Annotated in this window: 21 protein-coding genes and 2 tRNA genes; 15 read left to right on the top strand and 8 right to left on the bottom strand. The window is 62.4% G+C overall.

All coding sequences use genetic code 11. From position 1 onward, the window contains the following. Positions 1–12: 12 nt before the first annotated feature. The 15 genes from glmM (at position 13) to H3H51_RS00445 (ending at position 13,976) form a co-directional block, all read left to right on the top strand. Complete coding sequence (glmM, locus tag H3H51_RS00515; RefSeq protein ID WP_183087064.1) at positions 13–1,350, top strand: phosphoglucosamine mutase; 1,338 nt, start codon at positions 13–15, stop codon at positions 1,348–1,350. Between the two features lie 65 nt (positions 1,351–1,415). Further along, a complete protein-coding gene (gene tpiA, locus H3H51_RS00510; protein ID WP_183087063.1) occupies positions 1,416–2,171 on the top strand; it encodes a triose-phosphate isomerase in 756 nt (251 codons plus the stop codon). Positions 2,172–2,174: 3 nt separating this feature from the next. Continuing rightward, on the top strand, positions 2,175–2,555 hold the full coding sequence (gene secG, locus H3H51_RS00505; RefSeq protein WP_183087062.1) for a preprotein translocase subunit SecG: 381 nt from the start codon (positions 2,175–2,177) through the stop codon (positions 2,553–2,555). Positions 2,556–2,566: 11 nt separating this feature from the next. Then, positions 2,567–2,652: transfer RNA gene (locus tag H3H51_RS00500), tRNA-Leu, on the top strand. A 95-nt stretch (positions 2,653–2,747) separates the two neighbouring features. Next, positions 2,748–2,824 (top strand) — tRNA-Met (locus tag H3H51_RS00495). A 131-nt stretch (positions 2,825–2,955) separates the two neighbouring features. Beyond that, entirely contained in the window at positions 2,956–3,414 is a 459-nt protein-coding gene (gene rimP, locus H3H51_RS00490; protein WP_183087061.1) for a ribosome maturation factor RimP, read from the top strand. Between the two features lie 68 nt (positions 3,415–3,482). Then, the gene (gene nusA, locus H3H51_RS00485) at positions 3,483–4,964 is read left to right on the top strand and encodes a transcription termination factor NusA (RefSeq protein ID WP_183087060.1); all 1,482 of its coding nucleotides are present in this window, start codon (positions 3,483–3,485) and stop codon (positions 4,962–4,964) included. Positions 4,965–4,990: 26 nt separating this feature from the next. Beyond that, positions 4,991–7,495 carry a translation initiation factor IF-2 gene (gene infB / locus H3H51_RS00480; protein WP_183087059.1) on the top strand — a complete coding sequence of 835 codons (2,505 nt, stop codon included), beginning with the start codon at positions 4,991–4,993 and terminating at the stop codon, positions 7,493–7,495. Positions 7,496–7,594: 99 nt separating this feature from the next. Beyond that, entirely contained in the window at positions 7,595–7,972 is a 378-nt protein-coding gene (gene rbfA / locus H3H51_RS00475) for a 30S ribosome-binding factor RbfA (protein WP_183087058.1), read from the top strand. 1 nt (position 7,973) lies between these two features. Further along, positions 7,974–8,891: a tRNA pseudouridine(55) synthase TruB gene (gene truB / locus H3H51_RS00470; protein ID WP_183087057.1), complete on the top strand. Its 918-nt coding sequence runs from the start codon at positions 7,974–7,976 to the stop codon at positions 8,889–8,891. A 121-nt stretch (positions 8,892–9,012) separates the two neighbouring features. Beyond that, a complete protein-coding gene (rpsO, locus tag H3H51_RS00465; protein ID WP_183087056.1) occupies positions 9,013–9,282 on the top strand; it encodes a 30S ribosomal protein S15 in 270 nt (89 codons plus the stop codon). A 231-nt stretch (positions 9,283–9,513) separates the two neighbouring features. After that, positions 9,514–11,619: a polyribonucleotide nucleotidyltransferase gene (gene pnp, locus H3H51_RS00460; RefSeq protein WP_183087055.1), complete on the top strand. Its 2,106-nt coding sequence runs from the start codon at positions 9,514–9,516 to the stop codon at positions 11,617–11,619. A gap of 107 nt (positions 11,620–11,726) precedes the next feature. After that, the gene (locus H3H51_RS00455; protein ID WP_183087054.1) at positions 11,727–13,142 is read left to right on the top strand and encodes a hypothetical protein; all 1,416 of its coding nucleotides are present in this window, start codon (positions 11,727–11,729) and stop codon (positions 13,140–13,142) included. Between the two features lie 201 nt (positions 13,143–13,343). Beyond that, a complete protein-coding gene (locus H3H51_RS00450; RefSeq protein ID WP_183087053.1) occupies positions 13,344–13,721 on the top strand; it encodes a BON domain-containing protein in 378 nt (125 codons plus the stop codon). 57 nt (positions 13,722–13,778) lie between these two features. Then, positions 13,779–13,976 carry a CsbD family protein gene (locus H3H51_RS00445; protein WP_183087052.1) on the top strand — a complete coding sequence of 66 codons (198 nt, stop codon included), beginning with the start codon at positions 13,779–13,781 and terminating at the stop codon, positions 13,974–13,976. A gap of 110 nt (positions 13,977–14,086) precedes the next feature. Here the strand turns inward: H3H51_RS00445 and H3H51_RS00440 are convergent, their stop codons facing one another. From H3H51_RS00440 to H3H51_RS00405, 8 genes are all read right to left on the bottom strand, one after another. After that, positions 14,087–15,541 carry a rhomboid family intramembrane serine protease gene (locus tag H3H51_RS00440; protein ID WP_183087051.1) on the bottom strand — a complete coding sequence of 485 codons (1,455 nt, stop codon included), beginning with the start codon at positions 15,539–15,541 and terminating at the stop codon, positions 14,087–14,089. A 27-nt stretch (positions 15,542–15,568) separates the two neighbouring features. Then, positions 15,569–15,856, bottom strand: coding sequence for a DUF2845 domain-containing protein (locus H3H51_RS00435; RefSeq protein ID WP_183087050.1), 288 nt, complete (start codon positions 15,854–15,856; stop codon positions 15,569–15,571). Between the two features lie 50 nt (positions 15,857–15,906). Further along, a complete protein-coding gene (locus tag H3H51_RS00430; protein WP_183087049.1) occupies positions 15,907–16,209 on the bottom strand; it encodes a DUF2845 domain-containing protein in 303 nt (100 codons plus the stop codon). A gap of 59 nt (positions 16,210–16,268) precedes the next feature. Then, positions 16,269–16,556 (bottom strand): DUF2845 domain-containing protein, encoded by a 288-nt coding sequence (locus H3H51_RS00425; RefSeq protein WP_183087048.1) that lies wholly within the window; start codon positions 16,554–16,556, stop codon positions 16,269–16,271. Continuing rightward, positions 16,556–19,624, bottom strand: a complete 3,069-nt coding sequence (locus tag H3H51_RS00420; protein ID WP_183087047.1) for a DUF748 domain-containing protein — start codon at positions 19,622–19,624, stop codon at positions 16,556–16,558. The genes H3H51_RS00425 and H3H51_RS00420 overlap by 1 nt, the downstream gene beginning before the upstream one ends. Positions 19,625–19,711: 87 nt before the next feature. Further along, positions 19,712–20,728 (bottom strand): class I SAM-dependent rRNA methyltransferase, encoded by a 1,017-nt coding sequence (locus H3H51_RS00415; RefSeq protein ID WP_183087046.1) that lies wholly within the window; start codon positions 20,726–20,728, stop codon positions 19,712–19,714. A gap of 84 nt (positions 20,729–20,812) precedes the next feature. Further along, the gene (locus H3H51_RS00410) at positions 20,813–21,994 is read right to left on the bottom strand and encodes an acetyl-CoA C-acetyltransferase (protein ID WP_183087045.1); all 1,182 of its coding nucleotides are present in this window, start codon (positions 21,992–21,994) and stop codon (positions 20,813–20,815) included. A gap of 88 nt (positions 21,995–22,082) precedes the next feature. Then, positions 22,083–22,961, bottom strand: a complete 879-nt coding sequence (locus H3H51_RS00405) for an oxygenase MpaB family protein (protein WP_183087044.1) — start codon at positions 22,959–22,961, stop codon at positions 22,083–22,085. Positions 22,962–22,979 lie beyond the last annotated feature (18 nt).

Below are 22,979 nucleotides of genomic sequence, written 5' to 3'. Positions count from 1 at the left end.
TTTGGAGTTCCCATGAGCAGAAAATATTTCGGCACTGATGGTATTCGCGGCCTTGTTGGTCAGTTCCCGATCACTCCTGACTTTATTCTCAAGTTGGGCTGGGCGGCGGGCATGGCCTTTCGCAAGCAGGGAAAGTGCCGCATTTTGATCGGCAAGGACACGCGGATTTCCGGCTATATGTTCGAGTCGGCCCTGGAGGCTGGGCTGGTTGCGGCGGGTGCCGATGTGATGCTGCTCGGGCCGATGCCTACGCCGGCGATTGCCTACCTGACCCGAACCTTTCAGGCGGAGGCAGGTATTGTCATTAGCGCCTCGCACAATCCGCATTACGACAACGGCTTCAAGTTCTTTTCTGGTAAAGGCACCAAATTGCCGGACGAAGTGGAGCTGATGATCGAGGAGTTGCTCGATCAGCCGATGACGGTGGTCGATTCCTCGCAGCTGGGCAAGGTCTCGCGGATCAATGATGCGGCCGGCCGCTACATTGAATTCTGTAAAAGCAGTGTGCCGAGCAGCACCAGCTTTGCCGGGCTGAAACTGGTGATCGATTGTGCTCATGGCGCGGCTTATAAAGTGGCGCCGAGTGTATTTCGTGAGTTGGGTGCTCAGGTTTCAGTTCTGTCGGCACAGCCCAATGGGCTGAACATCAATGACAACTGTGGCTCGACTCATGTCGAGTCGCTGCAGGCGGAAGTGCTGGCCCAGCAGGCCGATCTTGGTGTTGCCTTCGATGGTGATGGCGATCGTGTGCTGATGATCGACCATACCGGTGCGGTAGTTGATGGTGATGAGCTGCTCTACATCATTGCCCGTGATCTGCAATCGCGCGGCAAGTTGCACGGCGGTGTGGTCGGAACCCTGATGAGCAACCTAGGCTTGGAGTTGGGGTTGGCCGAGTTGGGGATCCCATTTGTGCGCGCCAAGGTTGGTGATCGGTACGTCATGGCTGAGCTGAGTGAGCGTGACTGGCAGTTGGGTGGCGAGAACTCCGGTCATCTGGTTTGTTGTCAGCACACCACCACGGGGGATGCAATCATTGCTGCGCTGCAGGTATTGATGGCGCTCAAGCGTGGTGAGCAGACCCTGGCGCAGGCTCGGCAGGCGTTGCGCAAGTGCCCGCAGGTTCTGATCAATGTGCGCTTTGCGGGTGGTGTCGATCCTGTCGAACATCCGGCGGTTATAGATGCCTGTGCTCGCGTAACCGAGCGTATGGCGGGCCGTGGTCGCGTGCTATTGCGCAAGTCCGGCACCGAGCCGTTGGTGCGCGTGATGGTTGAGGGGGATGACGAGGCGCAGGTCCGCGGTTATGCCGAGGAGTTGGCTAAAGTGGTCACTGAAGTTTGCGCCTGATTCGGCTTGCCAGTGAATAATGTCTTGGGTAACATCTGCGCCCACTTTGATCGACGAGGTCTGGCATGCGTCGCCCCTTGGTAGCTGGTAACTGGAAAATGCACGGTACCCGCGCCAGCGTCGCAGAGCTGATTAGAGGCCTACGTCATCTGGCATTGCCGAGCAGTGTCGAGGTGGCGGTCATGCCGCCATGCCTATACATCAATCAGGTGATTCAGGGGCTGGATGGCAAGTCGATTGCTGTCGGTGCTCAGAATTGCGCGGTTGAGCCGATGCAGGGTGCTTTGACGGGGGAGGTTGCTCCCAGTCAGTTGGCTGATGCCGGTTGTGCGCTGGTGTTGGTTGGGCATTCTGAGCGTCGCTTGATTCTGGGTGAGCGTGACGAGTTGCTTAGTCGCAAGTTCGCTGCTGCGCAGTCCTGCGGGCTGATTCCGGTACTCTGCATTGGTGAGACGCTGGAGCAGCGCCAGGCGGGCAAGACCCTTGAGGTTGTTGCTGGGCAGCTGGGTAGTGTGATCGAAGAGTTGGGTGTGGGTGCTTTTGCGCAAGCGGTTGTGGCATATGAACCGGTCTGGGCGATAGGTACTGGATTGACTGCGTCGCCGCAGGAGGCGCAAGAAGTGCACGCTGCTATTCGTGCGCAGTTGGCTGCAGAGAGTGCTGATGTAGCGCGCGGTGTAAGGATTTTGTACGGCGGCAGCGTGAAAGCTGCGAATGCTGCCGAATTGTTCGGGATGCCGGACATCGATGGGGGGCTCATTGGTGGAGCCTCTCTGAATGCGGATGAGTTTGGCGCGATCTGTCGCGCAGCAGGAAACTGAGAAATGTTGGAAACAGTCGTAGTTGTTGTCCATTTGCTGGGTGCGCTTGGTGTGGTTGCACTGGTATTGCTGCAGCAGGGCAAGGGTGCTGATGCGGGTGCTTCTTTCGGTGCGGGCGCCTCGGGCACCGTATTCGGTAGCCAAGGTTCTGCTACCTTTCTGAGTCGCTTTACTGCTATACTTGCCGCGGCTTTTTTCATTACCAGCTTGGGCTTAGCGTTCTTTGCTAAAGAAAAAGCTGATAATCTGACTCAAGTAGGTTTGCCGGATCCGGCGGTGCTTGAAGTAGAGCAAAACAAACCGGTCAGCGATGTTCCGGTGCTCGAAGAGCCAAAAGCGGCGGGCGATCAGTCCGGCGTACCTCAGGCTCCAGAGCAGAAGTAATACCCGTTTTTGCCGAGGTGGTGGAATTGGTAGACACGCTACCTTGAGGTGGTAGTGGCCATAGGCTGTAGGGGTTCGAGTCCCCTCCTCGGTACCATATTCAGCAAGGCCCGCTCTGTGCGGGCCTTGCTGTTCGTGGGGGTTCGGTTGACCCTTCGGGGTAACGACCGTATACTCTTCGCCCAGCTTTGACGCGGGGTGGAGCAGTCTGGTAGCTCGTCGGGCTCATAACCCGAAGGTCGTTGGTTCAAATCCAGCCCCCGCAACCAGTAGTAGATAAGCCCCTTTTCAGGGGCTTTTTGTTAGCTGGACAGTCCGCCGCCGGCCTTGTGGCTAGGTGGCACGATGGATGGGCGTTTCGCCCATTTTTTATTTCTACGGCATGCGCGGAGGGCTTCGGGTGTCGAGCAAGCTAGAACAGTTGCAGGACCTGCTGGCTCCGGTGGTCGAGTCTCTCGGCTACGAGTGCTGGGGCCTGGAATTCATATCCCAGGGGCGGCATTCGCTGCTGCGTATTTATATCGATCACGCTAACGGCATCCTGGTGGAAGACTGTGAAAAAGTCAGTCGTCAGATCAGCGGTGTGCTGGATGTCGAGGATCCGATCAGCAGCGAATACACCCTTGAGGTGTCTTCTCCCGGCATGGACCGGCCGCTGTTCACCCTCGAACACTTCGCCAAGCATGTTGGCGAACAAGTGAAGATCAAGCTGCGTTCGCCTTTCGAAGGACGGCGCAACTTTCAGGGCCTTCTCCGCGGTGTGGAGGAGCAGGACGTGGTGGTGCTGGTGGATGACCACGAATTCCTGTTGCCGATCGATCAGATCGACAAGGCCAACGTTATTCCCCGGTTTGATTGAGACGCGGATCCCGCGAGAGCTGTGCGGATTGCGCAGGATCCAATGGATTGCGAGAGACGAGGCGTACGATGAGTAAAGAAGTACTGCTGGTTGTAGAGTCGGTATCCAACGAAAAGGGTGTGCCGGCCGGTGTAATTTTCGAGGCGCTGGAGCTGGCGCTGGCGACTGCGACCAAGAAGCGTTTTGACGATGAGGTCGAACTGCGTGTGGAAATCAACCGCCACACCGGTAACTACGAAACCTTCCGTTGCTGGACCGTGGTCGACGATGCCGACCATGAAATTCCGGCGGCGCAACTGACCTTGGAAGAGGCCCAGGCACAACAGCCGGGCGCCAAGATCGGCGACATTATTGAAGAGAAAGTCGAGTCCATCGAGTTCGGTCGCATTGCTGCACAGACTGCCAAGCAGGTCATTGTGCAGAAAGTTCGCGAAGCCGAACGCGCCCAGGTGGTCGATGCCTACCGCGAGCGTGTTGGCGAGATCATCTCCGGCACCGTGAAGAAGGTCACCCGCGACAGCGTGATCGTCGATCTGGGCAACAACGCCGAAGCCTTGCTGGCCCGCGAAGACATCATCCCGCGTGAAACCTTCCGCGTCGGCGCTCGTCTGCGTGCCCTGCTCAAGGAAATTCGCACCGAGAACCGCGGTCCGCAGCTGATTCTGTCGCGCACCGCGCCGCAGATGCTGATCGAGTTGTTCCGCATCGAAGTGCCGGAGATCGCTGAAGAGCTGATCGAAGTAATGGCAGCCTCCCGTGACCCGGGTTCACGCGCCAAGATCGCGGTCCGCTCCAAGGACAAGCGTATCGACCCGCAAGGTGCTTGCATCGGCATGCGTGGCTCGCGCGTTCAGGCTGTTTCTGGCGAGCTGGGTGGCGAGCGTGTCGACATCGTGCTGTGGGACGACAACGTCGCGCAGTTCGTGATCAACGCCATGGCACCGGCTGAAGTAGCGGCCATCATCGTTGACGAAGATGCCCACGCCATGGACATCGCTGTTGGCGAAGACAACCTGGCTCAGGCCATTGGTCGTGGCGGCCAGAACGTGCGCCTGGCCAGTCAGCTGACCGGTTGGACGCTCAACGTGATGACCGAAGCTGACATCCAGGCCAAGCAGCAAGCCGAGACCGGCGACATCCTGCAGAACTTCATCGACGAGCTGGAAGTCGACGAAGAGCTGGCCCAGGTGCTGGTCGAAGAGGGCTTCACCAGCCTGGAAGAGATCGCCTACGTACCGATGGAAGAGATGCTCAGCATCGATGGTTTTGACGAAGACATCGTCAACGAGCTGCGTGCTCGTGCCAAAGATCGTCTGCTGACCAAGGCCATCGCCAACGAAGAAAAGCTGGCCGATGCCCAGCCTGCCGAGGACCTGGTGTCCCTGGAAGGCATGGACAAGAACCTGGCGCAAGAACTGGCGGTCCGCGGCGTAATCACCCGCGAAGACCTGGCCGAGCAGTCGATCGACGACTTGCTCGACATCGACGGCATCGACCAAGAGCGTGCCGGCAAGCTGATCATGGCCGCCCGAGCCCATTGGTTCGAGTAAGTTTTACGGCCTGAGGAGAGAAGTGCATGACGCAAGTCACGGTGAAAGAACTGGCCCAAGTGGTCGACACACCGGTAGAGCGCCTGCTGCAGCAGATGCGTGAGGCGGGTCTGCCGCACACCAGTGCCGAGCAAGTTGTGACCGACAATGAGAAGCAAGCCTTGCTTGCCCACCTCAAGAGCAGCCACGGCGAGAAACTGGAAGAGCCGCGCAAGATCACCTTGCAACGCAAAACCACTACCACCCTGAAAGTCGCTGGTAGCAAGACCATCAGCGTGGAAGTGCGTAAGAAGAAAACCTACGTCAAGCGCAGCCCTGACGAGATCGAAGCCGAGAAGCAGCGCGAGCTTGAAGAGCAGCGCGTAGCCGACGAGGCCGCTCGCGTGAAAGCCGAAGAGGCCGCGCGTCAGCGTGCCGCGCAAGAGGCCAGCAAGCAGCCGGAAGTTGCTGCTGCTCCGGCTGATGCCGTGGCTTCGGCTCCGGTCGCGCCTGTCGCGGCGCCGCTGGACAGCGTTGCCGCGATTGACCCGGCTGCTGTGGATCGCAAGAAAGAAGAACCGCGTCGCCCAGAAAAAGCGCGCAACGACGATGCCGATCGTCGTGGTGGGGATCGCAAAACCACCCAGCATCGCCCGACCGTCAAGGAAAAGGCTCCTGCTCCGCGTGTTGCACCGCGCACCATCGACGAAGAGTCCGACAGCTTCCGTCGTGGTGGCCGTGGCAAGGGCAAGCTGAAGAAGCGTAACCAGCACGGGTTCCAGAGCCCGACAGGACCTGTAGTGCGCGACGTATCGATTGGTGAAACCATCACCGTGGCCGACCTGGCTGCGCAGATGTCGGTTAAAGGCGCTGAAGTCGTCAAGTTCATGTTCAAGATGGGCACCCCGGTGACCATCAACCAGGTGCTGGACCAGGAAACTGCCCAGCTGATCGCCGAGGAGCTGGGCCACAAGGTCAAGCTGGTCAGCGAGAATGCCCTGGAAGACCAACTCGCCGAGTCGCTGAAGTTCGAAGGTGAGTCGTTCTCCCGTGCCCCAGTCGTGACCGTAATGGGTCACGTTGATCACGGTAAGACCTCTCTGCTCGACTACATCCGTCGTGCCAAGGTCGCTGCCGGCGAAGCCGGTGGTATCACCCAGCACATCGGTGCCTACCACGTGGAAACCGAGCGTGGCATGGTCACCTTCCTCGATACCCCGGGCCACGCCGCGTTTACCGCGATGCGTGCCCGTGGTGCCAAGGCCACCGATATCGTGATTTTGGTGGTTGCAGCGGACGACGGCGTGATGCCGCAAACCGTTGAAGCGGTTCAGCATGCCAAGGCTGCTGGGGTTCCGCTGGTGGTTGCCGTGAACAAGATCGACAAGCCGGGCGCCGATCTCGATCGCATCCGTAGCGAGCTGTCGGTACACGGTGTGACCTCCGAAGAGTGGGGCGGTGATACGCCGTTCGTGTCGGTATCGGCGAAAGTCGGTACGGGTGTGGACGAGCTGTTGGAAGCCGTTCTGCTGCAAGCCGAGATTCTCGAGCTGAAAGCCACGCCGTCGGCCCCAGGTCGCGGTGTCGTGGTCGAGTCGCGCCTGGACAAGGGCCGCGGTCCGGTGGCCACCGTGCTGGTACAAGACGGTACGCTGCGTCAGGGCGACATGATCCTGGTCGGTTCGAACTTCGGTCGTATCCGCGCCATGCTCGACGAGAATGGCAAGCCGATCAAAGAAGCAGGCCCATCGATCCCGGTCGAGATCCTCGGCCTGGACGGCACCCCGGATGCGGGTGACGAGATGAGCGTGCTCGCCGACGAGAAGAAGGCCCGTGAAGTTGCGCTGTTCCGCCAAGGCAAGTTCCGCGAAGTGAAACTGGCCCGTGCACATGCCGGCAAGCTGGAAAACATCTTCGAGAACATGGGCCAGGAAGAGAAGAAGACGCTCAACATCGTCCTCAAATCCGACGTCCGTGGTTCGCTGGAAGCGCTGCAAGGCTCGCTCAGCAGCCTGGGTAACGAAGAAGTGCAAGTGCGTGTGGTCGGTGGCGGCGTCGGTGGTATCACCGAGTCCGATGCCAACCTGGCGCTGGCCTCCAATGCTGTTCTGTTCGGCTTCAACGTGCGTGCCGATGCCGGTGCGCGCAAGATCGTCGAGCAGGAAGGTCTGGATATGCGTTACTACAACGTGATCTACGACATCATCGAAGACGTCAAGAAAGCCCTTACCGGCATGCTCGGCAGCGATGTTCGCGAGAACATCCTGGGTATCGCCGAAGTGCGTGACGTGTTCCGCTCGCCGAAGTTCGGCGCGGTTGCCGGCTGTATGGTCATTGAAGGTGTTGTGCACCGTAACCGTCCGATCCGCGTACTGCGTGAAGACGTGGTGATCTTCGAAGGCGAACTGGAATCCCTGCGTCGCTTCAAGGACGACATGTCCGAGGTGCGTTCCGGCATGGAGTGCGGTATCGGCGTGAAGAGCTACAACGACGTCAAGGTCGGTGACAAGATCGAAGTGTTCGAGAAGGTCCAGGTGGCTCGTACGCTGTAAGCAGCGAGCTGCAACACGCAACGCCCGGCCCCGCATAGCGCGGCCGGGCGTTTGCCGCTTTTGTACCCGCAGGCGCAGCCTGCGGGAGAGGTAAAGAAAATGGCAAAGATATACAGCCGTACCCAGCGTATCGGCGACCAGATCCAGCGTGAGCTGGCGCAGATGATCCCGCGTGAAGTCAAAGACCCGCGCCTGGGTTTCGTCACCGTCACTGCGGTGGATGTCAGTCGTGACGTCGGTCACGCCAAGATATTCATCACCGTCATGGGTGAGAACGACCCGGACAAGATCCGTCAGAACGTGCGCGTGCTGAATGACGCCGCTGGTTTCCTGCGCATGCTGTTGGGCAAGGCGATGAAGCTGCGCAGTGTGCCCCAGCTGCATTTCAACTATGACGAAAGCATTTCCCGCGGTGTGCACCTGTCGGCTCTGATCGAGCGCGCCGTTACGGAAGACAGCAAGCACCAGGACGATTGACGTGGCCCAGGTCAAACGTATCCGCCGCAATGTCAGCGGCATCATCCTGCTCGACAAGCCGCTCGGTTTCAGCTCCAACGCCGCGCTGCAGAAAGTCCGCTGGTTGCTCAATGCCGAGAAGGCCGGGCATACCGGTAGCCTCGACCCGCTGGCCACTGGCGTGCTGCCGCTGTGCTTCGGCGAGGCGACCAAGTTCTCCCAGTATCTGCTGGATGCCGACAAGGGCTACGAGACGGTGGCGCAGCTGGGCGTGACCACCACGACTGGCGATGCTGAGGGCGATGTCCTGGAGCGCTGCGAGGTGACCGTCGGTCGGGATGACGTAGAGGCACTGCTGCCGCGTTTTCGCGGGGAAATCAGTCAGATACCGCCGATGTACTCGGCCCTCAAGCGTGATGGGCAGCCGCTGTACAAGCTGGCCCGCGCTGGCGAAGTAGTGGAGCGCGAGGCGCGTTCTGTTACTATTGCGCGCCTGGAATTACTGGCCCTCGAACAGACGCACCTGCGCCTGAGCGTGGGCTGCAGCAAAGGCACCTATATCCGCACCCTGGTTGAGGATATCGGCCAGCTTCTGGGCTGCGGGGCACATGTCGTCGAGTTGCGGCGGACCCAGGCCGGGCCGTTCAGCCTGGCGCAGACGGTGACCTTGGCAGAGCTGGAGCAGGTGCATGCCGAAGGTGGCAATGAGGCGCTGGATCGCTTCCTGTTGCCGTCGGACAGCGGCCTGGAACACTGGCCCCTGCTGCAGTTCAGCGAGCACAGCTCCTACTACTGGCTGCATGGTCAGCCGGTACGTGCACCGGACGCGCCGAAGTTCGGCATGGTACGGGTACAGGATCACAATGGTCGCTTCATCGGTATCGGTGAAGTGAGCGAAGACGGGCGCATTGCGCCGCGTCGACTGATTCGGTCGGAATGACCGAAACCGTCAGCGGATTTATTTGCTGGCGTATGAGGATGGCTGTCAACAGGCACGGTCACCCCTCACTTTTTAATACAGGGAATAGTCCCTGGCCTGTTCACTCTAGGAGCCCATTACCATGGCACTGAGCGTTGAAGAAAAAGCCCAAATCGTAACCGACTACAAGCAAGCTGAAGGCGATACCGGTAGCCCGGAAGTGCAGGTTGCCCTGCTGACCGCCAACATCAACAAGCTGCAAGGCCACTTCAAGGTCAACGGTAAAGATCACCACTCCCGTCGTGGTCTGATCCGTATGGTTAACCAGCGTCGTAAGCTGCTGGATTACCTGAAGGGTAAAGACGTATCGCGTTACAGCGCCCTGATCGGTCGCCTGGGTCTGCGTCGTTAAGACGTACCCCTGAAGTGAGAAGCTGGAAGTCATAAGTCGCAGTCGGGTTAACCGACCGAGGCTTGGGGCTTCCAGCTTCTGGCTTTCTGCAGGACCTGTTTTTGGTTCTTGCGAGATGCTTAAAACCCGTTCACAACCCGGTTCTGTCGAGCCCGGTTCTGAACAGGTTTTCAGGGGCTTAGCCCCCGCTCCACCAGTTTCCCCAAGGCAACAATAGAGAAGGAAAACACCGTGAACCCGGTAATCAAGAAGTTCCAGTTCGGTCAATCGACCGTTACCCTCGAGACTGGCCGTATCGCCCGTCAAGCCTCCGGCGCAGTGCTGGTCACCGTTGACGACGACGTTGCTGTACTGGTCGCCGTAACCGGCGCCAAAACTGCCGACCCAAGCAAAGGCTTCTTCCCGCTCTCCGTGCACTACCAAGAAAAAACCTACGCCGCGGGCAAGATCCCCGGTGGTTTCTTCAAGCGCGAAGCGCGTCCTTCGGAAAAAGAAACCCTGACCTCGCGCCTGATCGATCGTCCGATCCGTCCGCTGTTCCCGGAAGGTTTCCAGAACGAAGTGCAGGTCATCTGCACCGTGATCTCCACCAGCAAGAAGACCGATCCGGACATCGCTGCGATGATCGGTACCTCGGCTGCCCTGGCGATCTCCGGCATCCCGTTCAACGGCCCGATCGGTGCCGCACGCGTGGCCTTCCACCCGGAAACCGGCTACCTGCTGAACCCGACCTACGAGCAACTCAAGGCCTCCAGCCTGGACATGGTCGTAGCCGGTACCAAAGACGCCGTGCTGATGGTTGAATCCGAAGCCAAAGAGCTGACCGAAGACCAGATGCTGGGCGCCGTACTGTTCGCCCACGACGAATTCCAGGTTGTGATCAACGCTGTTGCCGAGCTGGCTGCCGAAGCCGCCAAGCCAACCTGGGACTGGAAAGCCAAGCCGGAAAACACCGCTCTGCTGAACGCCATTCGTGGCGAGTTCGGCGACGAAATCTCCAAGGCCTACACCATCACCGTCAAGCACGAGCGTTATGGTCGTCTGGGCGAGCTGAAAGACCAGGTCGTCGCCAAGTTCTCCGGTGAAGAAGGCCAGCCGTCCGCCGGTGAAGTCAAAGACGCTTTCGGCGAAATCGAATACCGCACCGTGCGCGAGAACATCGTCAACGGCAAACCGCGTATCGATGGCCGTGACACCCGTACCGTACGCGGCCTGAACATCGAAGTCGGTGTACTGGACAAAACCCACGGTTCGGCCCTGTTCACCCGTGGCGAAACCCAGGCTCTGGTCGTTGCCACCCTCGGTACCGCCCGCGACGCACAGCTGCTCGACACCCTCGAAGGCGAGCGTAAAGACCCCTTCATGCTGCACTACAACTTCCCGCCGTACTCGGTCGGTGAATGTGGCCGCATGGGCGCCACTGGCCGTCGCGAAATCGGTCACGGCCGTCTGGCCCGCCGTTCGGTCCAGGCCATGCTGCCTGCTGCCGACGTGTTCCCGTACACCATCCGCGTAGTCTCGGAAATCACCGAGTCCAACGGCTCTTCCTCGATGGCTTCCGTTTGCGGCGCTTCCCTGGCCCTGATGGACGCAGGTGTGCCGATGAAGGCGCCGGTTGCCGGTATCGCCATGGGTCTGGTCAAGGAAGGCGAGAAGTTCGCTGTTCTGACCGACATCCTCGGTGACGAAGATCACCTGGGCGACATGGACTTCAAAGTTGCCGGTACCGCCAATGGCGTCACCGCGCTGCAGATGGACATCAAGATCCAGGGCATCACCGAAGAGATCATGGAAATCGCCCTGGGCCAGGCCCTGGAAGCGCGCCTGAACATCCTCGGCCAGATGAACCAGGTCATTGCCCAGTCGCGTACCGAGCTGTCGGCTAACGCCCCGACCATGATCGCGATGAAGATCGACCAGGACAAAATCCGCGACGTCATCGGCAAGGGTGGCGCGACCATCCGTGGTATCTGCGAAGAGACCAAGGCCTCGATCGACATCGAAGACGACGGCTCGATCAAGATCTTCGGCGAAACCAAGGAAGCTGCCGAGGCCGCGCGTCAGCGCGTACTGGGTATCACCGCGGAAGCCGAGATCGGCAAGATCTACGTCGGCAAGGTTGAGCGCATCGTCGACTTCGGCGCGTTCGTCAACATCCTGCCGGGCAAAGACGGCCTGGTGCACATCTCCATGCTCAGCGATGCACGCGTAGAGAAAGTCACCGACGTGCTGAAAGAAGGCGAGGAAGTTGAAGTGCTGGTACTGGACGTCGACAACCGTGGCCGTATCAAGCTGTCCATCAAGGACGTTGCTGCAGCCAAGGCTTCGGGTGTCTAAACCCTAGCCTCGCAGTAAAAAAGAGGGCCCCTTGCGGGCCCTCTTTTTTTGCCTGCGATTTGCCCGGACAATGGCGTTCTGTGTAGTACTCACAAGGACGTTTGGCGATGGACAAGACCTACTGCCGCTACCACCCGGCGCAACCGGCCACCTGGCATTGCAGGCCCTGCGAGCGCGACTTCGGCAACTGCTGTATTCCCCTCAGCGCCGAGGAGCCCGATGCAACGCCGACCTGCCCGCTATGCCGCGGCAAGCTGGCCTTTCTCGGCGCGGCCAACAGCGCGCAACCCTTCTGGGATCGCATCCCGCAGTTCTTCCGCTACGCCCTGCAACCGGCGCCGCTGGCATTTGCCGCGCTGTTGAGCCTGGCCAGCCTGTTCATGCCGAGCTGGAAGCTGCTCTGGCTGGCCTTGTTCAGCGTGGCGACCAAATACCTGCAGAGCGTGATCGAGTCGGCCAGCCTGGGCGGGCGCGACGCACCAACCCTGGGTAGCGCGCTCGACAGTGAGGGTTACAGCCTGTTCTGGCGCCTGCTGGTGATCTTCTTCATCGCCTTCGGCCTGATCTGGCTGGTACAGGATTTCGACAGCGAGGCGCTGTTCTGGGCGGTGACCCTGAGTGTGCAGCTGGTCATCCCGGCCTGCATCATCCGCCTGGCGCTGGACAAGACCCTGGGCGCAGCGCTGAACCCGGAAGACGTGGGCACGGTGATCAAGGCCATGGGCTGGCGTTACCTGATCCTCTGGGCCTTCCTGTTCATCCTCTGGCAGTCGCCGGATGCGGTGGTCTACATGCTCTCCAGCGGCCTGCCGCGAGTGGTGCTGATGCCGATTGCGGCGCTGCTGTTCGGCTATTTCAGCGTGGTGATGTGCGCCATGATGGGTTACGCGGTGTTCCAGTATCAGGGCGCTCTGGGCTATGCGGTGGCGGAAGAGGGCGGCTTGCCCAGCTACCCACTGGACGACTACCTGCGCCGCCGCGCGCTGGCCGAAGCCGAGGTGCGGGTCAAGGAGGGGCAGACGGGGCCCGCGCTGGAGGTACTGACCCAGGCGCTGGAGCGTGCGCCGAATGACCTCAAGCTCAATGAACGCTTTCACCAACTGCTCTTCGGCCTGAATGCCCGTGAGCGCTGCCTGCGTCACCTGGCTCACTATCTGCCCCTGGCGGCGCGCCTGAACCCGGCGCAGGCCGCCACGGCGCTGCTCAATGCACGGCAGTTGCAGGCGGATTATCTGCCCGAGGATGCCCAGGTCTGCGAGCGGGTGGCGCAAGCGCTGATCGAGCGGCACAAGACGCGCGAAGGCCTCAGCCTGTTGCGCAACCTGCACGGTCGCTTCCCCGACTATCCCCACATCCCACGGGCCTACCTGCTGGCCGCGCGCGGCTTTGCCGAGGGGCTGGGGCAGCTCGAGCCAGCGCAGAAACTGCTCGGCTACATTCGTGCGCGCTATCCCCAGTCACCGTTGCTGGGTGAAGTCGGCAACCTTGAGGCCATCATCGCGAGGCTGGCTGCTCGCGCCTGAGTTTTTCGTGCAAGTTGCATGGCCTGCTTAGCGCTCAATCGGCATTCTGCACGCAATGGCTGCTTTTTGTTTTTTATAAGTTATTGATAGTAAAGGATTTATTCATTCAAAAAAGACTGGCACAGGGCTTGCGATAGTACTGCTGAGACTGCAGCCAGGACCGTGCTGCAGATTTTCCCTAAGAAGCAGGAGTAGACCGCCATGAAACAGTCTTTCAACAAGTGGACCTTTGCCGCTGTTACTGCCGCCGCCCTCGGCCTGCCGCTGGGCAACGCCGCCTTTGCCGATGAACTCGGCGTACAAGGTGCCGTGCAATCGATCCAGCTGGCCGCCAGCGAAACGACCGAGAAAGCGGAAGATGCGGTCACCGATACCTGGATCACCAGCAAGGTGAAATCCACCTTCCTCGCCGACGCCAATATCAGCGGCCTGGATATCAAGGTCGAGACCAACCAGGGCGTGGTTTCCCTGTCGGGTGTCGTACCCACTGATGCCGAGCGCGACCTGGCCGTGGAAAAAGCCAAGACCATCAAAGGCGTACATGCCGTTTCCGCCGATGGCCTGAAATCCACCGAGTAAGTTCAGTCACGCCCCGCCAGCCTTCGGCTGGCGAGGCCTTGCGCAGGAGACGTTCTAATGAACGCTGACGTGATCAAAGGTAAATGGAAGCAGCTCAGTGGCCGCATCCAGGAGCGCTGGGGCAACCTGACCAATGACGACATCGATGTTGTCGAAGGCCACAGCGAATACCTGGCCGGCAAGCTGCAAGAGCGCTACGGCTGGACCAAGGAAAAAGCCCAGGATGAAGTGCGCGATTTCAGCAGCAAGCTGTAAGTCATCTGGCGCATACACGCGCCCTGGCAGGGATGCCAGAACAACAAAGCCCCGCGGGTTAAACCCAGCGGGGCTTTGTTGTTTCAGGGCCGATGTTGTTTCAGGGCGGATCAGCGACCGAGGTGCTGGCGGTAAAAAATCAGCTGCTGGGTCTGTTCGGCCTCCGGGAACACCTTGCGCAGGTACTGCGTCAGTTCGCTGACTGCACCCAGGTCCTGGCGCTGGCCGAGTTGCTTGGCCAATTGCAGGGTCAGCGCGGGGAGCTGGCTGGCTGGCTGCGGCAGTTGGCTGAGTCTGCGCCAGATGGCCAGCGCGCGTGGCCCTTCGCTGGCCTTGAGCAGCTTTTGCAGCAGGTGCAGGCGCACGGCCGTGTGCTGCAGCAGCGGTTGCTGCGCATCATTGCTGTCTTCGGCCAGCCGTATCAGCAAGGGTTTGATCGCCGGCGTATCGGGCAGGGCGAACAGTTGCTTGAGCAGCGCGCCGAGCAGGGCCTTGTCCTGGCGCGCCTTGGCGGCCGGATAGAGGCGATCCAGCAAGGTCGGGCGGGCCGGATAGCGTTGCAGCAGGTCGAGCCCACGTGCGGCGACCTGGTCCAGGGCGAAGCGCCCGATCAGTTGGTCCAGTGCCGCCAGTTCGCGTTTGAACGGTGCGTCCGGGTCTTCCTTGTGCAGGTAGGCTTCATCCACCTTGAGGCGGCCAATCAGGCGCGGCAGCCAGACGGCGAGAAAGCCGGCGCCTAGGCCGCCCAGGTGGGCGTAGTAGTTGGTGTTGCCTTCGGCCTGCAACAGGCCGTACAGCTCCTTGCCCATCCACACCGGCAGAATCCACAACGCCGGTGCCTTGAAGTAGCCGATCAAAGGGCCGAGCCAGTAGAAGAAGTTGATCCTGCGCAGGCCGTACACGCCGATGTACATGCCCATCAGGCCGGAGATGGCCCCGGATGCGCCAACGCCGGTGACCCAGGCCGGATCCAGCGCCCACCACAGCAAGTGCGAGGCGACGCCGCTGAGCAGGTACATGCCCAGGTAGACGGCGCGGCCGAGGGCGATTTCCAGGGCAAAGCCGAAGATGAACAGGAACAGCATGTTGCCCAGCAGGTGGTCGAAGCTGCCGTGCAGGAACATCGCGCCGAACAGCCCCTGGACGCTGAACTTGGCCGGGATAAAGCCGAAACGCATGCTGCTGATCAGGTCGCGCGCAGCCTCGGCTTTGCCGCGGGCTGTCTGCCAGGCGGCGTCAGCCTGGTAGTCGGCGCGTTGGTGCAGCTGATGCTCGAACTCCAGGTCGAACAGAATCAGTGTTGCCAGGTGCTGGCGGCGCAGGCCGTCGAGCTGTTCACGTTCGACCACATCGAGTTTTTCGCGCGTGCTGAACGCGTCGACGAACAGCGCCCGCTCGCGATTGAGCAGACCACCGTCGAGGTAGGTGTGTATTGCCGTTTCCCGGCGTTCGCTGTCGCCGCCCTGGTAGCCGAAATAGATCAGGGTGTTGAGCAGGATCAGCAGCAGGGTGATGACCGGCGGGCGTTTCCAGTCCAGCGGGTGTTCGGCGGGGATGATGAGCATCGCGTACTTCCGTGTCGCCGGTGAGGGTTAGTTACTGCGTCGGCTCTCGATGCGCTTGAGGCGCTCGCCTTCGAACTGGAGGAAATACAGCATGCCGCCCTTGGGGCCGTACACCCACTCTTCCTGGGCGAACTCGCGGTTGCCATTCTCGTCGTAGGTGTAGCCGGTCAGGCCCTGGCTGACGGGCTCGCCGCACTTGATGCGGACTTCGGCGGTGCGGTCCCCTTCACTGGCAATGCCATGTTCGCAACGCAGTGAGGCCTGGGCCGTGCAGGTGGCGAGGCTGAGGAGGGTGGCGAGGATGAGCTTGTGCATGGTGAGCGTCCTTGTTCGGGCTGGGTTGTCCGGGCCTCCGCCCGGGGGTGTCAGTTGCTGCGCTTGCTCTCGATCTTGACCAGTCGATTGCCTTCCAGGCGCAGGTAGTAATACATGCCGTTACGCGGGCCGTAGATCCATTCCTCGACCAGCACTTCGCTGGTATAGCCGTAGTAGCCAACGACTTCGCGGTAGCCCAGGTTGTCGCGGCTGACCGGGTTGCCGCACTTGGCCTGGATCTCGCTGGAGAGGTCGTCGAGGCTGATCAGCGCGCTGCCGCAGCGCAGCGTCGAGGCGGCCTCGGCAGCGGTTGCCAGGAACAGGCAGAGCAGGGGAAGGAGGTGTCTGGCCATGGCGCGGTCGGTCGTACTGCGGGGTGATGGCGCCAGCCTACACCGGCGCCTGGCAACTGTCAGTTGGCGCGGCGGGTCTCGATGCGCTTGAGGCGATTGCCTTCGAAGGTGAGGATGTTGAGCATGCCGTTTTTCGGCCCGTAGACCCACTCTTCGATGCTGTACTCGCGGCGGTCGTAACCGCTCAGCGTGTAGCCAACCTGGTCACGGTGGGTCGGCGGCCCACATTTTTTCTCGACCTCGAAGGCGCGGTCGCCTTCGTTGATCAGGTTGCTGCCGCAGCGCAACGTCGAGGCTTCGGCCAGGCCGCTGGCCAGCAGCGCCGCGCACAGGGCGAGGCGCTGCATCACTGGCTGCCCAGGTGCAGGGCGGTGGCCACGCTGCCATCGGCCTGCGCCTCGGCGATGCTGACATCGAGCAGGTAGATACGCTGGTCTTCCAGGCCGCCGCGTTCGACCAGGTAATCCTTGATGCTGGCGGCGCGGGCCTGGCCCAACTGGCGCAGCAGCAGATCGCTCTGTCCCCAGGATTGCAGCACCGCGTCCTTGAGCTTGGCGCCACGCTCCTCATCCGCCAGCTCGGCCCATTCGGCCGGTGGCTGCTGCTTCAGGCGCGAGCGGTAGATACCTTCGAGGAGTACGGCCTTGTCGTCTTCGTCGACCACCAGGTCGCTGGGTTCGGCCGGCACCTTGTCGCCGCGGCGCTGCAGCATCTTGTACCAGGTGGTCTGGTACTCGCGCTCCAGGCGCTGGGCGGCGAGCAGCGGGCCGTCGCTGCTCTGGGCGCTCATGCCTTCGACTTCCAGGCGCAGGACCGGACGCTCCTTGAGGGCGGAGGAGAGGGTGTCGAGGGCTTTCTGCGCCGGCTCGTCCAGTTCGCTGCTGCCCGCGGCGAACTGCACCTGGCTGAGGTCGCTGTCGCTGCCGCCGACCAGTCCGGCGATGAACTTGAACGGCGCCTGGGCCGCGCGCAGCACCAGGTTACGCAGGGTCTGCCAGACGATCGGCATGACGCTGAATTCCGGGCTATTGAGGTTGCCCTGCACCGGCAGTGCGATCTCGATATTGCCGTCGGTGTCTTTGAGCAGCGCCACGGCCAGGCGGATCGGCAGGTCAACCGCGTCCTTGCTGTCGACGCGCTCGCCGAGCTGCAGGTCTTCCAGCAGCAGTTTGTTGTCGGCGTTGAGCTGGCCCTTTTCGATCTGGTAATGCAGGTCGAGGTTGAGCCGGCCTTTGCGGATGCGATAGCCGGCGAACTTGCCGGAGTAGGGCGTGAGGGTGGTCAGCTCGACGTTCTTGAAGCTGGTGGCGATATCCAGGCTGTTCATCGGGTCGAACGGGGTCAGGCTGCCCTTGATGCTGACCGGCGCGTACTTGTCGACCTTGCCCTTGATGTCGACGCTGGCGGCTTTCGGGCTCTGGTTGTCCAGCGTGCCGATCTTGCCGTTGAGCTGCTGGATGGCCGTGGCGAAGTTGGGCGTCAGGCTGAAGTCGGCGAAGTTGGCCGAGCCATCCTTGATGCTGACCCCGCCGATCCGAATCGGCAGGGGTTTGTCGGCGGGTGCTGCCTTGGCATTGGCCGTGGCGCTTGCCGGCTGCGGGATCATCAGGTCGTTGACGTTGGTGGTCAGGTCTTCGTTGATGATGAAGCGTGCATAGGGTTGCTGCAGGTTGACCTGGCCGATCACCAGGCCCTGGCCGTGGCGATAGTCGAGACCTTCCACCACCAGTTGCTGCCACTTGAGGAAGTCACGCTCCTTGAGGGTGTCCAGGGTATGCAGCTGGTTGACCTCGGCGCGACCGCCGATGCTGAAGGCCAGGGGCTCGACGCTTTTCAGGTCGACGGCGAGGTCGCTGCCGAGCTGGCCGCTGCGCAGCTCCAGGCGCACGAACGGGCTGATATAGGCCTGGGCCAGGCGCAGGTCGATGTCGCGGGTGACCAGTTGCAGCTTGGCGGTGGTCGGTTGCAGCTGGACCTGGCCGGTAGCCTTGATCTGGCCGCTCTTGTTCACCCCGGTGTCGAGCGCGAGGCCGAAAGGCGAGGTGCCCAGGCTGTCGAAGTCCTTGAGGTCGAGGTTGAGCGGAGCCAGGTCGAGCTTCACCTCCTGGCTACCGGCCGCGCGATCGGCCAGGTGAACCTGGTAGTCGCGCAGTTGCACGTCACGCAGGATCACCTGCCAGGGTTTGCTCGGCTCATCCGCCGCTGGTGGCGCTGCTGGAGTGGCTGTCGCAGCGCTGGTTGCGGCTGCGGCTGCGGCTGCGGCTGTGGGTGGCGTCGCGGCAGTTTGCTGGGCGGCGCTGGGGGCTGGTGCGGGTTCCGAACCGGCTCCACCCTCGTTTGGAGCCGGAGCCGGAGCCGGAGCCGGAGCCGGAGCCGGAGCTGCGGCCGGTGCAGGCGCTGGTTTGGCCGGCTGGCTGGCCAGCAGCTTCTGCCAGTCGAGCTGGCCGTCGGCCTCACGGGCAGCCCAGGTTTCCAGTTTCTGGCTGCGAATCTTGCCGACGATGACCTGCTGCTTGGCCAGGTCCAGGCTGGTTTCGCTGATGTCCAGGCGCTCCAGGCGAGCCAGCGGTTTGTCCGTCGGGCTCTTGATGGCGAATGCGCTGATGCTGACGCTGGCGTTGTTCAGTTGCAGCTCGGTGCCTTTGGTCAGGTTCAGCACGTAGTCGGCACTGAGGCTGACCACGCCGTCTTCCAGTACCAGCGGCACGGCATCGCGCACATAGGGCCAGATGCCCTTGAGCTTGCCGTCGGTGATCTTGAGTTGGCCGCTGGAGGCGATCGGCGTCAGGCTGACCTGGCCACTCCAGTCGACACGCCCGCCATGGGGGCCGATGGCGACCAGGTTCATGTCGGCATTGTCGTCGGGCAGGGTGCTGAGGTTTTTCAGTTCCAGGTTGAGTGAGTCGTAGACGAACTCCACGGGCTCGCTGGGGCGCAGGTCCTGGAAGTGCAGGCCGTTCTCGATCAGCTCGATGCGTTCGATACGCAGCGGGAAGGGCTCGCTGGGAGGCTGGTCGGCAGGCGCTGGCGCGCTCGGCGGCAGCTTGAACAACTGGGTCAGGTTGAGCGTGCCGTCTTTGGCGAACAGCGCCTCGGCGTGGGCTTTTTCCAGCTCGACATCACCCAGGTGCAGGGCGCCGCTCCACAGGCTGTCCCACTGCAGGTTGGCGTACAGGCGCTGGAAGGCGACCTGCGCCTTCTCGGGCTCACCGATATGCAGGCCCCACAGGTGCAGCTCCAGGCTGAAGGGGTTGAGCTCGATGCGCTGCAGATGCGCCGGCACGGTGGCCAGCTGGGCCAACTGCTGGTTGGCGATACGCAGGGCGATGCCCGGAAGAATCAGGAAGCCGAGGAGGCCGTAGAGGGCGATGGCGATCAGCAGTGCGCTCGTGGCGCGTTTCAATCCTTTGGGCATGGCGCGACTTCAACTTCCAGGCTGAGATGCCCGGAAGTATGGCATGGCAATTCTGAATCGGGGCCATCGCAGTGATGCCAGATGGGCTCAGAACTGCAGGATCAGAATCTTCAGCGGCGGCTGGCCGTCTTGCGAAGGGAAGTCGCTGGCGGGGCTGAGTACCTGGCAATCGCGCACCGGGCGGCCGAGCTTCTCGGCGCAGCGCAGCACCTGTTCGCGCCAGTCGTCCATGGCCACGCGGGCGAGGTTGTTGCAGCAGACCAGGGTGCCATCGGCAGCGGTGGCGAGGATCGCCGGCTTGAGCAGGCTTTGGTAGTCGCGCAGCAGGTCGACGGTGCCAAAGGCGCTTTTGGCCCAGGCTGGCGGGTCGAGGAATACCAAGTCGAACTGGCGCTGCTCCAGGCGTGGGTAGCTCGGCAGTTTGTGCCCGCGGCGCGTGGCGATGGGCAGGCCGGCCAACTGGCGAATGGCCGGGAAGTAGTCGGACTGGACGAACTGCATGGTCGGCAGCTGCGAGTTGAGTACGCCGTTCTCACGGCCTACCGCCAGGTTGCCTTCGGCGAAGTCCAGGTTGACCACCTCGCTGGCGCCGCCGGCTGCCGCGCATAGGCCAACGCCGCAGGTGTAGGCGAACAGGTTGAGCACCGACTTGCCGGCACTGTTGGCCTTGACCCAGCCGCGGGCGTTGCGCAGGTCGAGAAACAGCAGCGGGTCCTGGCCTGGATGGCGGCCGCGTACGCGGTAGTCGAGGCCCCATTCGTGGCCGATCAGGTCTTCCAGCGCTTCAGGCGTGGCCTGGTACACCGGGTCGCGTCGGTCGATGCGCGAGTTGCCGCCGGAGCGGTCGTTGTAGACCAGGCGCAGTTCCTCGCCGAGGCTGAGGTGGACGCTCTGCTGGATGCTTTGCAGGGCATCCAGTTCGATCGGCTGGTGGAAGCTCTGCACCATCAACTGCGGGCCGTAGCGGTCGACCGTGAGGCCGGAGGCGCCTTCCTGGCTGCCATGGAACAGCCGGTAACAGTCGGTGCCCTGGCTGTGCAATTCGGCCAGGAGGGGCTGGCGGGTGTCGAGGGCGGCGCGCAGCGCCTGATCGAGAGAGGACATGCGCGGCGTCTCGGTAAAAGGGCGCGCAGTTTACCAAGAAAAACGCCGGCTCTTGGCCGGCGTGTTTCCCGTAGGAGCGGCGGGTCAGGCGCGTTCGAGAGCCAGGGCCACGCCTTGGCCGCCACCGATGCACAGGGTGGCCAGGCCTTTCTTGGCGTCGCGCTTGATCATCTCGTGCAGCAGGGTCACCAGCACGCGGCAGCCGGAGGCGCCGATCGGGTGACCGAGGGCGATGGCGCCGCCGTTGACGTTGACCTTGGCCGCGTCCCAGCCGAGTTCCTTGCCGACCGACAGGGCCTGGGCGGCGAAGGCTTCGTTGGCTTCGATCAGGTCGAGGTCGGCCAGTTGCCAGTCGGCCTTCTCCAGGCAGCGCTTGGTCGCCGATACCGGGCCGATGCCCATGATCGCCGGGTCGACGCCGGCGTTGGCGTAGGCGGCGATCTTCGCCAGCACCGGCAGGCCGAGGGCCTGGGCTTTCGCGGCGCTCATCAGCAGCACGGCGGCGGCGCCGTCGTTGAGGCTGGAGGCGTTGCCGGCGGTGACGCTGCCGTCTTTCTTGAAGGCCGGCTTGAGCTTGCCCAGGGATTCGGCGGTGGTGCCGGCGCGGGGCTGTTCGTCGGTGGCGAAGCTGACCGGGTCGCCTTTGCGCGACGGAATCAGGATCGGGGTGATTTCATCGTTGAAACGACCGGCTTCGATGGCTGCCACGGCTTTCTGCTGCGAGGCGGCCGCGAAGGCGTCCTGCTCTTCACGGCTGACGGCGTACTTGTCCACCAGGTTCTCGGCGGTGATGCCCATGTGGTAGTCGTTGAAGGCGTCCCACAGGCCGTCCTGGATCATGGTGTCGATCAGCTTGGCGTGGCCCATGCGCAGACCGGTGCGCGCGCCTGGCATGACGTAGGGCGCCAGGCTCATGTTCTCCATGCCGCCCGCGATGATCACGTCGGCATCGCCGCAGCGAATGGCCTGGGCGCCCAGGTGCAGGGCCTTGAGGCCGGAGCCGCAGACCTTGTTCAGGGTCAGCGCCGGTACGGCATTGGGCAGGCCGGCCTTGATCGCGGCCTGGCGCGCGGTGTTCTGCCCGGCGCCGGCGGTGAGCACATGGCCGAGGATCACCTCGTCGACTTCGCTGCCGTTCAGGCCGGTCTGCTCAAGCAGGCGCTGGATGACCGCGGCGCCCAGGTCGACAGCCGGGATATTGGCCAGTGCACCCTGGAAACTGCCAATGGCGGTACGGGTGGCGGCAACGATGACGACGTCTTGCATGGCGATTTCCTTGCTGAACGGGGGACAAAATCAGGGGCGTTATGGTGGCATAGCGCGATGGGTGGCGACCACCACCCGAACCGGGCAGTCAGCCGCGCGGCGGCAGGCCCAGGCGCCGGCGGGCATGGTGAATGGCGCCGCCGCGTACGGCCCAGCGCAGGATCGGCGCCAGGCTGTTCACCCCGGCCTGGATAGCCCGGCTACGCGCGGAGCCGATGCGCTGCTCAAGCAGGCTCTGGGCCCAGCCGGGTAGCAGGTCGATACCGGCCTGCATCAGCAGCTTGCCCACCGGCACGGCGAGGGCGCTGGGCGCAGGGGCGTTGAGCAGGATGCGGAGGATTTCCCGCGAGCGTTCGTCGCACAGCAATTGTGGGCGAATATCGGCCAGGTAGGCTGCCACCTCGGCGCGCGAGTGCGGCACGTTGCTGGCGCCCAGGCGTTCGGCGATCAGCGCGACTTCGGCGTAGTAGCGGTCCTGGTCGGCGCCGCTCAGTTGCGGGTTGCGGTAACGCAGGTGGGCGGCGAGAAAGCTCGACACCTCGGCCACATGGACCCAGGTCAGCAGTGCTGGATCACTGGCGGCGTAGGGACGGCCGTCCGGTGCGGTGCCGACCACCTGCAGGTGGATGGTGCGCACCTTGTCGATCAGCCAATCGGCGTCGCGGCGCGAGCCGAAGGTGGTACCGGAGATAAACTGGCCGGTGCGGCGCAGACGGCCGATCAGGTCTTCGCGAAAATTCGAGTGGTCCCACACGCCGGCCAGAGCCAGTGGGTGCAGGGCCTGCAGGAGCAGGGCGCTGATGCCACCGACCATCATGCTGGTGAAGTCGCCGTGCACGCGCCAGCACACCGAATCCGGGCCGAACAGGCCGGGGTCGCCTGGCGGCTGGCTGAAGTCGATCTGGCCGAGGACGATGCCGCTGAGGCTAAGCACCTGGGCTTCGATACGGCGGCGGAGGAATTCCATGGTGAAGACTCGATAAAG

The organism is Aquipseudomonas ullengensis (assembly GCF_014174475.1).
GTDB classification, from domain to species: domain Bacteria; phylum Pseudomonadota; class Gammaproteobacteria; order Pseudomonadales; family Pseudomonadaceae; genus Aquipseudomonas; species Aquipseudomonas ullengensis.
The sequence above is the reverse complement of the archived record's forward strand: the minus strand, read 5'-3'. Positions and strand labels throughout refer to the sequence as shown.

Coding starts and splice junctions, on each gene's coding strand:
- glmM (WP_183087064.1), top strand. CDS start 13: ATGAGCAGAAAATATTTCGGCACTGATGGTATTCGCGGCCTTGTTGGT.
- H3H51_RS00450 (WP_183087053.1), top strand. CDS start 13,344: ATGAAACAGTCTTTCAACAAGTGGACCTTTGCCGCTGTTACTGCCGCC.
- nusA (WP_183087060.1), top strand. CDS start 3,483: ATGAGTAAAGAAGTACTGCTGGTTGTAGAGTCGGTATCCAACGAAAAG.
- infB (WP_183087059.1), top strand. CDS start 4,991: ATGACGCAAGTCACGGTGAAAGAACTGGCCCAAGTGGTCGACACACCG.
- H3H51_RS00405 (WP_183087044.1), bottom strand. CDS start 22,961: ATGGAATTCCTCCGCCGCCGTATCGAAGCCCAGGTGCTTAGCCTCAGC.
- H3H51_RS00455 (WP_183087054.1), top strand. CDS start 11,727: ATGGACAAGACCTACTGCCGCTACCACCCGGCGCAACCGGCCACCTGG.
- H3H51_RS00425 (WP_183087048.1), bottom strand. CDS start 16,556: ATGCAGCGCCTCGCCCTGTGCGCGGCGCTGCTGGCCAGCGGCCTGGCC.
- H3H51_RS00410 (WP_183087045.1), bottom strand. CDS start 21,994: ATGCAAGACGTCGTCATCGTTGCCGCCACCCGTACCGCCATTGGCAGT.
- H3H51_RS00440 (WP_183087051.1), bottom strand. CDS start 15,541: ATGCTCATCATCCCCGCCGAACACCCGCTGGACTGGAAACGCCCGCCG.
- H3H51_RS00415 (WP_183087046.1), bottom strand. CDS start 20,728: ATGTCCTCTCTCGATCAGGCGCTGCGCGCCGCCCTCGACACCCGCCAG.
- H3H51_RS00435 (WP_183087050.1), bottom strand. CDS start 15,856: ATGCACAAGCTCATCCTCGCCACCCTCCTCAGCCTCGCCACCTGCACG.
- rpsO (WP_183087056.1), top strand. CDS start 9,013: ATGGCACTGAGCGTTGAAGAAAAAGCCCAAATCGTAACCGACTACAAG.
- H3H51_RS00430 (WP_183087049.1), bottom strand. CDS start 16,209: ATGGCCAGACACCTCCTTCCCCTGCTCTGCCTGTTCCTGGCAACCGCT.
- rbfA (WP_183087058.1), top strand. CDS start 7,595: ATGGCAAAGATATACAGCCGTACCCAGCGTATCGGCGACCAGATCCAG.
- H3H51_RS00445 (WP_183087052.1), top strand. CDS start 13,779: ATGAACGCTGACGTGATCAAAGGTAAATGGAAGCAGCTCAGTGGCCGC.
- tpiA (WP_183087063.1), top strand. CDS start 1,416: ATGCGTCGCCCCTTGGTAGCTGGTAACTGGAAAATGCACGGTACCCGC.
- secG (WP_183087062.1), top strand. CDS start 2,175: ATGTTGGAAACAGTCGTAGTTGTTGTCCATTTGCTGGGTGCGCTTGGT.
- H3H51_RS00420 (WP_183087047.1), bottom strand. CDS start 19,624: ATGCCCAAAGGATTGAAACGCGCCACGAGCGCACTGCTGATCGCCATC.